Source organism: Mesorhizobium sp. M0040, from assembly GCF_040323505.1.
In the GTDB taxonomy this organism is placed as follows: Bacteria; Pseudomonadota; Alphaproteobacteria; order Rhizobiales; family Rhizobiaceae; genus Mesorhizobium.
The window spans coordinates 1-10,944 of the sequence record NZ_JAMYVA010000090.1; the positions used below are offsets into that span (position 1 = coordinate 1).

At 61.4% G+C, this 10,944-nt stretch carries 8 protein-coding genes and 4 pseudogenes; 4 read left to right on the forward strand and 8 right to left on the reverse strand.

The annotated features are described in order from the left end of the window. Nucleotides 1-151: 151 nt before the first annotated feature. The 3 genes and pseudogenes from NKJ91_RS32575 to NKJ91_RS33975 all read right to left on the reverse strand — a co-directional run bounded on the left by NKJ91_RS32575 (nucleotide 152) and on the right by NKJ91_RS33975 (nucleotide 3,551). Nucleotides 152-1,237 carry a DUF3363 domain-containing protein gene (locus tag NKJ91_RS32575; RefSeq protein WP_352458781.1) on the reverse strand — a complete coding sequence of 362 codons (1,086 nt, stop codon included), beginning with the start codon at nucleotides 1,235-1,237 and terminating at the stop codon, nucleotides 152-154. 374 nt (nucleotides 1,238-1,611) lie between these two features. After that, a pseudogene (locus NKJ91_RS33970) lies at nucleotides 1,612-2,262 on the reverse strand (DUF3363 domain-containing protein); the annotation flags it as partial. An 887-nt stretch (nucleotides 2,263-3,149) separates the two neighbouring features. Further along, nucleotides 3,150-3,551, reverse strand: a complete 402-nt coding sequence (locus NKJ91_RS33975; protein ID WP_502903658.1) for a hypothetical protein — start codon at nucleotides 3,549-3,551, stop codon at nucleotides 3,150-3,152. Here NKJ91_RS33975 and NKJ91_RS32585 point away from each other — a divergent pair. Both NKJ91_RS32585 and NKJ91_RS32590 read left to right on the forward strand, forming a co-directional pair. Continuing rightward, nucleotides 3,550-3,720: a hypothetical protein gene (locus NKJ91_RS32585; RefSeq protein WP_245274835.1), complete on the forward strand. Its 171-nt coding sequence runs from the start codon at nucleotides 3,550-3,552 to the stop codon at nucleotides 3,718-3,720. The genes NKJ91_RS33975 and NKJ91_RS32585 overlap by 2 nt on opposite strands. A gap of 449 nt (nucleotides 3,721-4,169) precedes the next feature. After that, nucleotides 4,170-4,628, forward strand: a pseudogene (locus NKJ91_RS32590) (Ros/MucR family transcriptional regulator); the annotation flags it as partial. A gap of 157 nt (nucleotides 4,629-4,785) precedes the next feature. Here the strand turns inward: NKJ91_RS32590 and NKJ91_RS32595 are convergent. Both NKJ91_RS32595 and NKJ91_RS32600 read right to left on the reverse strand, forming a co-directional pair. Next, entirely contained in the window at nucleotides 4,786-5,097 is a 312-nt protein-coding gene (locus NKJ91_RS32595; protein ID WP_023680034.1) for a DUF736 domain-containing protein, read from the reverse strand. A 410-nt stretch (nucleotides 5,098-5,507) separates the two neighbouring features. After that, a pseudogene (locus NKJ91_RS32600) lies at nucleotides 5,508-6,271 on the reverse strand (IS110 family RNA-guided transposase); the annotation flags it as partial. Nucleotides 6,272-6,309: 38 nt separating this feature from the next. On the opposite strand from NKJ91_RS32600, the pseudogene NKJ91_RS33980 reads away from it, so the two are divergent. Beyond that, nucleotides 6,310-6,583, forward strand: a pseudogene (locus NKJ91_RS33980) (IS110 family transposase); the annotation flags it as partial. A 239-nt stretch (nucleotides 6,584-6,822) separates the two neighbouring features. Continuing rightward, nucleotides 6,823-7,044 (forward strand): hypothetical protein, encoded by a 222-nt coding sequence (locus tag NKJ91_RS32605; protein WP_023680037.1) that lies wholly within the window; start codon nucleotides 6,823-6,825, stop codon nucleotides 7,042-7,044. 95 nt (nucleotides 7,045-7,139) lie between these two features. Here NKJ91_RS32605 and NKJ91_RS32610 read toward each other — a convergent pair whose 3' ends face one another. From NKJ91_RS32610 to NKJ91_RS32620, 3 genes are all read right to left on the reverse strand, one after another. Then, a complete protein-coding gene (locus NKJ91_RS32610; RefSeq protein WP_352458777.1) occupies nucleotides 7,140-7,601 on the reverse strand; it encodes a hypothetical protein in 462 nt (153 codons plus the stop codon). A 733-nt stretch (nucleotides 7,602-8,334) separates the two neighbouring features. Continuing rightward, on the reverse strand, nucleotides 8,335-8,931 hold the full coding sequence (locus tag NKJ91_RS32615; RefSeq protein WP_023680039.1) for a 2-hydroxychromene-2-carboxylate isomerase: 597 nt from the start codon (nucleotides 8,929-8,931) through the stop codon (nucleotides 8,335-8,337). 76 nt (nucleotides 8,932-9,007) lie between these two features. After that, on the reverse strand, nucleotides 9,008-10,741 hold the full coding sequence (locus NKJ91_RS32620; RefSeq protein WP_352458779.1) for an ATP-binding protein: 1,734 nt from the start codon (nucleotides 10,739-10,741) through the stop codon (nucleotides 9,008-9,010). Nucleotides 10,742-10,944: the final 203 nt, after the last annotated feature.

Sequence of the window (10,944 nt, forward strand, 5' to 3'; positions counted from 1 at the left end):
CGAGCAGCGCATCGACGTCTCGCAAGCCATGATCCTTGTCGCAATGGGCGGCAATCTCATCCGCCGAAACGCTCACCCGTGAATTTCAAAACGGACTCTAAGCGTTGCCGGGAATTGTTAAGAGCCAAGAGTGCCCCGCCGATGAGCGCGCTCACAGCCCCAGGCCGCGTTTTCTGCCGAAGCTCCAGTCGATGCCGCCGCTGTTTTGCACGAAGCCGGTAATGTGCTGGCCGATGCGCTTGTCGAGCATCGGCTGCCAGGGCACGAGCCGAAACCCGAAACCATCGTCCAGCATGGCGAAGCGCCCGCTGGCAAGACGGACCGAGCCGAGGAGCGTGCCGCCGACATGATTGCCGGGCTGAACGGGCGCGAAGGTAAGGCCGCGCGCAGCGGCCATTTCCTTGCCGACCCGCGTAACCTCCTGGCGCTCCAGCGTGGCTACAAGGTCGCGCGAGAAGGTGATGGTGCGGCTCGTCGCGTCGCGTTCGGCATGGCCCAGCCTGACGAGTTGGGCAGCCCGTTTGTCGAGCGCGTTGTCCACGTCAAGGGCGAAGCCTGACCGGACCATCGGCACAGGGTTTCTGGCCGTAAGCTCCCGATCGAGCCAGGTGGCGCCGTCGCTGCCGATCTGCGCGTCGAGATCGAGCGTCGAAAGCACGCGGACGGAGAAGTCTTTTGCGCGGTTCTGGCCATCGTAGGCAATGCCGCGCTCGGACAGGTCTTTTGGTACGCGCCAGTGGTCTTCGTCGATGCGTTCGACATGGCCGGCCCGGCGCAGCGCTTCGAGACGGCGGACATGGAAACGGACAAAGGCGTCCGGATCCTTGCCTCGCTCCAAAAATGCCTCGCGGATCGCCTCAAGGTGTTGGCTCGGGCGATAGATGCCATCATCGCCGGCTGCGCTGCTGATGTTGCGGTCGGCCGCACGCGGCTCCTCCTTCGGCAGGATTGGATCGAGCGCCACGATGTGGCCGCGCTGAACGTCATTTAGCTTTGCCGCATCGGCGGTCTCGACATAGTGGGTGCGCCCGTCGACGCCATCGATGACGAGCGACAGCTTGTCGCTCATCTCGTCGCCGGCAAGACCCTTGGCGAGCACACGGCCGACGACTGGCTCGGTGATGGTCTGGCGGTGCATGACATATTGCGCCGCGCCCCGTTCATCGGCGAGGCCGTGCTCCTCGAGTGCCCGGTGCATGGTCTTGATGATGTCGTTGCGCTCGCCAAGTCCCCGCAGCGTGCTTTCGGCGTTGTCGGAAACGACCCAACGGCGGGCTCCATCTCGTTCGCCAGGCCGAAGTGCTCCAGCTTCTTTGCCCGATCGATCAGCAGATAGCGATTGCTGGAAATGGTGTAGCTGTCGCTGGCATGGGGACGGAGGTCGACAACATCGTGCTCCTGCTGTTCGGCGATCAGCATGCGGTCGAGGCGGGTCAGCCGTTCGGCACCCACTTCGTTGGCAAGCTTGCGGGCGACCTCGATCTCGCTTTGCAGCCCGAGTTCCCGTTCGACCAGCTCGCCTGCCCGGTGGCGGATGCCATGGGCGACGTAGTCGCCGGCGATGTTCAGGATCTTGCCGTCATCGGTGACGCCGCGCAGCAGCACATGGGTGTGCGGATGGCCGGTGTTGTGATGGTCGACGGCGATCCAGTCGAGGCGCGTGTTGAGGTCGGTCTCCACCTGCCGCATGAGATCGCGGGTGAAGGAGCGCAGGTCTTCCATCTCCGCGGCATCCTCCGGCGCGACGATGAAGCGGAACTGATGCCGGTCGCCCCGCCCGCGCTCGACGAAGGCCTTGCCGTCGGCCTCGTCCTCGACGGCCGAGTACACCCTGCCCTTCTCGCCATCCCTGGTGACGCCGTCGCGCTGGAGATAGCGCAGATGCGCATCGACGGCCTTGCTGGTCGTCACGAACTTTTGGCCGCGTCCGGTCCCCTTGCCTCGCCCCGGCAGCTTGACGACGCGCGCCTTCACCACGACGCGGCGGGAGCGAAAGCGGATGCCATTGGAGTCCTGCCGCCAGCCGCCGCTGGCCTTTGGCAAATCTGCCGCCACTTTGCCGCCGCGGCCGCGGGCGTTGAAGCGGCCACTCCCCTTCCCGGCGCTCCTGCTTGCGCCGATGCGATTGGGATTGCCGCCCTGCTTGCGGATGGCAATCTCGACCTGGCGCACAAAGGGCAGCGTGCGCGAATTGACCGGCGCGCCGCCATGCCGCGTCCGGCCGGTGCGAACCTGGAATCTGTCGCTGTCACGATTTGCCATGACGACAGCATCGGGAGTCGGATTTCGCGCTTCAAGATGGCTGGAGCGCGGCGCGTACTATGGCGCGCAAAGACTTGCTGTGGCGTATAAACGGCAGAGCGCACATCGCCCGGGCACCGCACCTTTACTTTTCAGATCAGCAGGATAGCGGACCAACCGGCACCCGCCACACCTCGCGTGGTGCCTCCCGGTGTCCGCATGTGCCGGAAAAAACAATGTGCAGACAGACACTTACGAGCAAAGCGAGGGCGAGCGCCAGCTCGCTTTATCTTGCTGTCCCCACCACCCTCGCTGTCCCCCACCACCCTCGGTAACCGTCCGGATCCTGCACATCTTTTGGGTCGTGCAATCTCGCAACATGTGACGTTCCTTGCTATTGAGAGATTTCCGGCGGTGCCTCAACGTTCCTGGGACAAGGCCAACAACCCGTGCTGGTCGACGCATGACGCGACCTGGTATCGGGCCGTTTTGAGGCGGAGGAATATTGCCGCCGGCGCAAGCTTTCGACGAAGACTTTTGAGCTGTGAGTGCGCCATCTGGTGAGCCCGGAAGATCGGCGCAAACGTGCGGAATATCTGCGGAAATTGCGACAGGAAAAGCCCCGAGAAGCGGGGCAAGAAAGGGCCGCCGAAGCGACGCAAGAGCCCGCGCCGCTACCGCTACAGCGTGCGTACGGACACCGGTCCGATTGCCCTGCAGGCGTTCTGGGGCAAGCATGTGGAGGCGATGAACTGGGGCGGGTTGGGGCTTGCCGAATATGCCGCGGCGCTCGGACTTTCGCCCCATGCGCTGCGCAAATGGCGCGCTCGTCCCCGAGGAATTCGAGGCCGAAGTGGACTGGCGATCTCTGTTGCATCCGAGTGCGCGGGCTCAATTCAGCAGCGCTGCTAATTGCGTACGGCGCCAATGTCACTTGACACCGCGGTTGACGGGCGGTCGAACCGGCGCCGCTTCAGCGACGCACAGAAGCAGGCGATCGTGCAGGAGACGGAGAAGCCCGGCGTCAGTGTGGCGGAGGTTTGCCGCCGCCATGGGATGGCCACCAGCATGCCTTCGGCCGGCGTGTCGAGTTCGGCGTGACCGCTCGCAAGGCGCCGCAATTGGCAACGGTTGCACTCATCCATGGGACGGAAACCGAACCGCCGGTACTGACTGCCCTGCGCAATCTCGTACGACCGCCGGACGGCGTGATGACAGCCCAACGGGACGACGGGCGGCGCGTCTTTGCATCCGTCGGCACAATGCAGATGCAGTCCAGCAGCATCTCGCGGCGGGGAAGAACGCATCATGATCGTCGTTCCGACGGGGGTGAAGGTGCATCTGGCGCTCGGTCATACCGACATGCGCAAGGGGCTCGATGGGCTCGCGGCGCCGTGGTGTCAAACGAGTTGTCAGCTGCGGGGTGGCAAGCGCTTCAAAAGCAGCACGCCGTTCATCAGATATTCGTTGAGCCAGTAGGCGGCAGCCGTTCGGGCGCATGCCGGCTGCCATGTCAGCAACATCCATCCTGCCGATCGGCGCGAGGCGGTGCAGCCCACCTGAATGAGTCCCACAAGAGGTACACGCGAGGGCCAATTCATGCCGGGGCGAGACCAGGACCGCGGCACAGAGTGTCGCGACGACAATTGTTCATGGCTCAATCCTGCGACGCAGGAGCCATGATTCATGGCGCTGGCTTGCGTTGGGCTGTGCGCTTGGCGCGCGGAGAAGCGAGGGGGAAAGCCTTCCTGCTTCCCCGACGCGATCGGCAACTTGTCTGCAGCCGGACCGAACGATCGCAGCGACACTTGCCTGCTTGATATTTACACGGAATGAGGTTTGTTGGCGGAGTAACGAATTATTTGCCTGGATTGGCGAATAGACAGACCATCCGTTTTCAAAGCGCGCTTTGGACAAGAGGAAATTCGATGACCGTTTCTCCAGACCCAAGCGACCAGGCTGATCTCGTATCAATCACCGCCGACATCGTTTCCGCCTACGTTTCGAACAATCCGTTGCCGGTCGGCGAGTTGTCGAAGCTGATCGGGGATGTCTATGTCGCTTTGCAAGGGATCGGCACACCTGTGGCTCCGACCGCAGCCAAACTGGAGCCGGCGGTGTCGATCAAGAAGTCAGTGTCACCTGATTTCATCATATGCCTGGAAGACGGGAAAAAGTTCAAATCCTTGAAGCGGCATATCGGAACGCACTACAATCTGAGTCCGGACGAATACCGCCAGAAATGGAACCTGCCCTCCGACTATCCTATGGTTGCGCCGAACTACGCGGCGACTCGCTCGGCCCTGGCAAAATCAATAGGATTGGGCCGCAAGGCGGCAGCGCCAGCGACAGCTGCGGCGGAAAAACCAAAACGAGCTGCTCGCGCGCCAGCGGCGGCAGCAATTGCCACGGCAATCAAATCGCCGGTGAAGAAGGCGCGCAAAACACCCGTCAAAGCATAGCGTGCTGCACCAGATAGAGGTGCAGTGGCGAACCTGAACATGGCGAAGCCCCGCCTTGCGCGGGGCTTCGTGTTAGCTCGGATCACTCGGCGGCGCGGCGGGACCAGATGAGCGAGAACTCGCCCCCGGGGTCGGTTTCGACCAGGCTCGCATAGATCGGAGCGGGGAAGCTGGGATCGTCGAGCTTGACTGAGTGATAGTCGCGGCCCTCGCGCGAGGTCTTCTTCCATGCCGCCCCGAACTCGATGGCGCCGGCGAAGATGCGGAAGTCCGGACCTTTTTCATTGTCGCCGTCGACCGGGGTGAACGACACTGTCTTGACGTTGAGGTTGAGGGTTTTGACTGAGCCGGAGAAGCCGTTCGCGGTGCGGGAGAATGTGCCGATCGTCGCCATTGTGGTGGTTCCTTCTGTTTCTCGGGCCGCGCCCATTGCGGCCTCACATGAGGGACCACTCGTCAAGCTGTGGCTCTGATCTGCTGAGTGGTCGTTTCTGGAGGACGCTCCGCTCGGTGCGAGGCGTCCTGTCAAGGGTGCTCAATCGCATTCGGCACAAGCAGCGCGATCCCTACCGCCACATGAACCTGAGGTCTGAGCCCATTCCTGATCCGCGCGTTTGCACGTATCAACCTCACATCCGGTCGCCGCTCGAGCGGCCGCACCATAATCCCGCCTGCGGCGGCAAGGGCTCAGGAGGACGAGACCAGTCTCGATGACGGCGTTCAAAGCCATGCCGCAATGCGGTCGTCCACCTGGTTCCGGCGGGGCTGATCAGGCCCTGGCCGAACTGGAATGCGGTCAGATCGTCATGGTCTTACAAACGCTCCTTCGATCACCACGCCGGCGCGGACGTATTTCCACAAAGCCACGATCAGCTTGCGGGCAGCGCGGTAATCATCACCTCTTGAAGCATCCGCCATTCTGGGCAACTCGCTCGTTGAACCAGCGGCTGAGCGCCGAGGCGGGCTGGTGCCGCAACCAGAGCCACGCCATTTCCAGCAGCGTCGATCGCAAGCGTGGGTTTCCGGACTTTCCGATCCCCTGTTCCCGGTCGATCGACCCGCTTTGCCATGGCGTCGGCGCAAGGCCGGCATAGGCCGCCAGCTGCCGGCGATTGTCGAAGCACCGAAACAAGCCGTCTCCCCACAGCACGGCCGCAAACTCTGGTCCGATACCGACGACTTTCGACAGCATAACCACTTCACGCGCCGATTGGCGTTCTTCGGCGAGCATGGCGTCCCGTTCCGCCTCGACTGCCTTGATCTGATCGAGCAGCATTTCCATTCGGTCGACCTCACGCAGAACCTGGCGCTTCATATTTGCGGGCAGATCCCGTCCATCGCCGGTGTGAAGAGTTTCCAGCCGATCGCGACGATCACGCCGCAAAGGATCGTAGCCGGTGATGCCCCTGCGAGAAGAGCAGACCCTTGATCCGGTTGCCGTGCCGGATGCGTTCTTCCATCAACACCTTGCGCTCCCGGACGATGCGGCGGCGATCCTCCTCATAAGGGCTCGGCACGCGTAGCATGGAGCAGACTCGCGGTTCGCCACGCTTGAACGCCAGCAGCGACGCCGAGTGGTTTTGAAAGCAAGGCAGCGCACAAAGAGCTGGACGAGATCTTTGTTTCGGTGGAGTTGAGCAAGAAGTCCTGGCTGGTCACCTCGATTCGCCGGGAGCTGGCGAGAAGTTATCGCGCCATACCATCCCCGGCGCGGATATTGCCGGGCTTCTTGGCCGCCTCGCTCAGTTGAAGCAAAGGCTCGTAGCCGAACCGGCCGCGACTATCCGTTCGTCATCATTCAAGGGGCCGGCCTTGATGGCTTCTGGGTCCACCGAGTTCTGGAAGCAGAAGGCCACGACACTCATGTCGTTGACGCAGCATTTTGAACATCACTACGGTTCGGTCGCTCCTCCAAGCGCCCGCCGTGCGGGTGGCGGAGGAGTTGTATGGCCTCATGAGGGTTGAACGAATGTTTCGGGCAAGTTTGCAGCCAGCTCCGCCGACTGAACCAAGTCCGGAGATTCCATATCGACGCTTGGGTTGGACGCTCGCGCCAGCCGGAACCAACGGCGGCCACAAGCGGTTTACCAATCGAAGGGACTGCAATGGATGCAGGATAATGGAATTTTTGGATATGGAACTGGCTAGAGCCCGACAGCGGCTCAACGGAGCGCAGCTTTCCCTTAAACGTGCGAATGAAATGCTGGATGAAGACTGCGGCGTCGGCATCAATATCGCGCTGTGCAGCAGGATACGGGCTGCGCAACGGCGCGTGGTGGAGGCCAGATCGCGGTTGACGAAGATCGATCCCACCAGCGCTGACGGAGTTCGCACACGTTGAACCATCCGGGCCGTGAAAGCCTTCCGATCCGCCGCTGCCCCATGTCGTCACGGCTAGCGCCTCAGACCGCGCAGCAATATGTGAGGACCGGCCTCTCATTCGTCACGGCCCTCCGGCCAGCTCTTTGCGAGCGTAAGATCGGACAGCGGAACCAAAGGCGGATTCGCGAATTCTACCGCTAGACAATTGGATTGTCGCCCATGAGGCTCGCGACCCTCCACCTTGAAACTGCGAGATACGGCGATGTATATCGCGCCGCCAGGCTCGCGCGACTGACGCGGCAAATGATCCGGCACATCAAGCGCACTGACACCTCGGCTCAAAACGTCGAGCAAGCGCTGGCTAGGTTGGCCGAAGCAAACGCGCCCATGGACCGGCTCACGCTGCATCAGTAAGGCCGCCACGCTCATGCCCGCCCCCGCATCGGCACGATGTGCGGCGGGTTGTTCGTGTGGCGTTCCCTCCACATCCGTTTCGCGGTGCCGGGGATGGCGCTGATGATCTTGGCGATCGGGCGCTCGCTGCCCAGTCGAGTAGATCGAGCTGCGCTGGGTCATGATATCGCTTCTTCGTGACTCCGCTGGTCCTTAATCGGTTGTTCTTGCGAGACTTATGTAACATCGTGCCAGCGCCGTTCAGCGCATCGTTGCCGCCACGGCCTCGGATGATGTCGGCGACATCGAAAGAGCCGAGCCGTTGATGCAGCCCAGTTCGCCGCTACGGTCAATGATCCTGGTCGGCGGCAGACTTAAAAGTGCTGACGGGTGGCTAGAATGTATCACGTCCACGGATATGCCTACGAGAACGTCTTCCCCTTCCCGGGTGACTTTACGCGGCTTCCTCATCATCGTCCGACTCGTACTTTCGAGCTCGTGACGCTGGATCCCGGGTGCTGTCAGGCCGCATGCCGGCGATAGCAAAAGAACGCCCCCTCAATAGTGGGTCTTGCGATGTAGCGGTCTCCCACCCTCAAATTCCAAACAATTCTCTGTTGGAATACAGTGCGCTCTGAAGCCCAGGATGGCGCCGAAAGCTGTTTGCTGGGCCGTGCGCCAAATCAGCCGAATTGCTCTCTAGAAAGCCGTTCTTCTCCATACCTCTGTGCTACGCTATTGAGCACACAGGTTGGCGATCTCAATGAATTCAAGTGCTTGGCGCATAGCGCCTAGCATCGAGTTTGCGGCCTGCTGCGCTGGAGCGAGAGAACCCGACGACGAACGCGAACGCCCATCGACAGGTTTGAGAGATTTTGCTCCAGTGAGAGTATGATCCACGCCGCATAGACCGGTGTTATTTCCCCTGGCGATTCTTCCAAGAGATCGCGTCCTCAAGCCGGTCGTCACCCCAGAAAATCTCCTTGCCGACGACGAAAGTCGGCGAGCCGAAAATGCCGAGGCTCTTGGCTTGGTTCGTCGCGTCAACAAGCCCCGCCACGGCTTCTTCCGCGTCCGCGCGTGCCAGCACATCCTCCACATCGGCGCCGGCCTCCGTGATACTCTGGCTGATGTTCGGCTCATTTCCGGCAGGAAGTCCTTCTTCGATCCATCGCCTGTAGCTTGCCCGGACATAGGCGGGACACCAGCCTTCTGCTGCCCCCACGATCGCTACACGGTTCGCCCGTTCCAGCTCCGCTAGAGGGTACGGCGCCGGGAGCTTCGGCGAGAGCCCGCGCATTTGCGAGCGCCGCTCGATGTCCCTCCACATATAGGCGGCCTTTGCCGGCTTGTTCACAAAGGGGACGTTGTTCATCTCGATCATCACCACCCGCACATTGAAGGGTTTCCAGACGAAACGAACGCCAGTCTGCTTCTCGACCTGCTCGATGCGCATGACCGACAGGTATGTGTAGGTGCTGCCTATTGAGAACCAGAAGTCGATGATTGGCATTACCTAAAACTCCAGAGCATGACCCGCCTTGTCGCCAGCGAGGTGTGCTCCCAACGCGGCGATCCCGCTCCCGACATTAAGGCAGGCCTGGCTTCGTTGCCATTGTGGTTACCAATACGTCACCGGAAACCTGCGAGGCCAGGAAATTGCGAGCGTCGCGTATGTCCCGAGAGAACTCTGCATCTGCAAAGGGAACCAGGAGTTGCTCCAGCATCGAGCAGGGATAGAGCCCAGGGCTGGCCTCGTGTGCGAAACGCGCGAGATCTGTCGCGGCTCGAAGTTCCAACATTCGGGCGTCCTGCTGCCGCGCAACCTCCATTGCGGCGAGGAGGCTGGTTTCCACCCGGGAGAGGTCCGGCTGTGGTTGCTTCAGTGCCACCAGGCCATCGAGCCGATGAAGTTCAGCCAGCCAGAACTGCTCGCCCGACCGGCCAACGAAGGCGAAACCTTCCCGCACCGCAGCCTCTGCTGCCACCGTATTGCCGGCCTTCAGAAGGCATTCGGCAAGCTGCGCGACGAACACTGACTCGAATAGGTGAGCGTCGCGCGTTCGATTGGAATCGAGCGCCTGACGGATCGTCGCTATGTTCTCGTCGGTTGGCTCGCGCCGGGCTCGCACACATGCATGGCATAGAACGCCGTTTCGCTTCAGGTGCTCGACCTTCCGTTCGCCGCAATAGGTCACGAGCGCAACAGCATCGCTCTCGCAAGCGTCGAGATTGCCGAACAGAAATTGTGGCCACACGATCGTGTAGAAGTTGCCTGCCGCGACGGTGTGAGCGTTGCCATGATTTAACAGCTCTGACCGCACCTGTTCACTGGATTTCGCGACGCCCTCGTACTGTCCCAGCAGAGCTAACGCCATTGTCTTCCAGTACAGGACGTTCAGGCCGGGGTCGATGCCAAACCAGGAGCTCAACACCTTCTGGCGGTCGGGGTCACGATATCTTTCAGCCGACTGCAGACTTTCCAGAGCCTCGCGAGAACGTCCGGTCAGGACCTGGGTCGTCCCGAGAAGCCGATAGGCGACCAACTTGAATGTCGGGTCGACCTGGCGGTCCGCAAACTCTACAATCTGCCGCGCTAGGGCGAACGCATCCTCCATCTTCCCCGCGAAATAGCTGCTCGCGCAAAGGCCATGCAGAACCGAGAAGCGTTGCAAGTCGGAACCGACGCCTGCGTCAAGCAGTGATTTGGCACTAGTCAACGCCGCAACTGTTTCCTGGAACGGCAGCAGCGAGTTGGCGCGGGCGACCAATAGAGCCAGTTCAAGTGGTCGACGCACCTGCTCGTCTTCGATTTGCCGGGCTGCCGTCAATCCGGCCCCGGTGTGCTGAGTGGCCTCGGCAAGAGCTGACCGCGACAGGGCCAATTCCGCAGCAGTCAGCCAATAGTGCGCCGCCGGCTCCGAGAGTCCCGCCTCAGTGTAGTGATGGGCGATCACCGCCGGCGCGGATTCGCTGCTATCAGCAAAGCGCTCGACAATTGACCGGGCGATGTCCGCATGGATGCGCTGTCTGCGGGAGCGAAGCAGCGAGTTGTGGGCTGCATCCTGCACGAGCGCGTGTTTGAAAACATAGATCGTGTCACCTATGGCGGCGCGAGAGAATACCAGCTCCGACTCGACCAGTTTGTGTAACGCCTCCTTAAGCGCGGTTCCGGTAATCGGCGAGATCGCTTCCAGCAGACGGTACGAAAATTCCCGGCCGATCGCCGCGCCAATCTGTGCGATTTCCCGGATCGACCCGAGCCTATCCAACCGCGCCATTAGGGAGTCCTGCAGCGTCGATGGAATCGCCAGTGCCGTCAACGGCGCGGCCAGCACAAAACACTGGCTTTGCTCGCGCAGTTGCCCCGATTCAAGGACCGCCTTGGTCAGCTCCTCAACGAATAAGGGAACGCCGTCAGTCTTAGTGTCCGTTCCAAAAAGAGTTGAGTGATTTCAGCAGGTTGTGATTCTGTCGGATTTGCGAGATTCGATGGAGATCACGATGGCCTGGACTGAAATCACCC

Coding starts and splice junctions, on each gene's coding strand:
- NKJ91_RS32585 (WP_245274835.1), top strand. CDS start 3,550: ATGATCGTCGTTCCGACGGGGGTGAAGGTGCATCTGGCGCTCGGTCAT.
- NKJ91_RS33975 (WP_502903658.1), bottom strand. CDS start 3,551: ATGATGCGTTCTTCCCCGCCGCGAGATGCTGCTGGACTGCATCTGCAT.
- NKJ91_RS32595 (WP_023680034.1), bottom strand. CDS start 5,097: ATGGCGACGATCGGCACATTCTCCCGCACCGCGAACGGCTTCTCCGGC.
- NKJ91_RS32605 (WP_023680037.1), top strand. CDS start 6,823: ATGGAATTTTTGGATATGGAACTGGCTAGAGCCCGACAGCGGCTCAAC.
- NKJ91_RS32610 (WP_352458777.1), bottom strand. CDS start 7,601: ATGACCCAGCGCAGCTCGATCTACTCGACTGGGCAGCGAGCGCCCGAT.
- NKJ91_RS32615 (WP_023680039.1), bottom strand. CDS start 8,931: ATGCCAATCATCGACTTCTGGTTCTCAATAGGCAGCACCTACACATAC.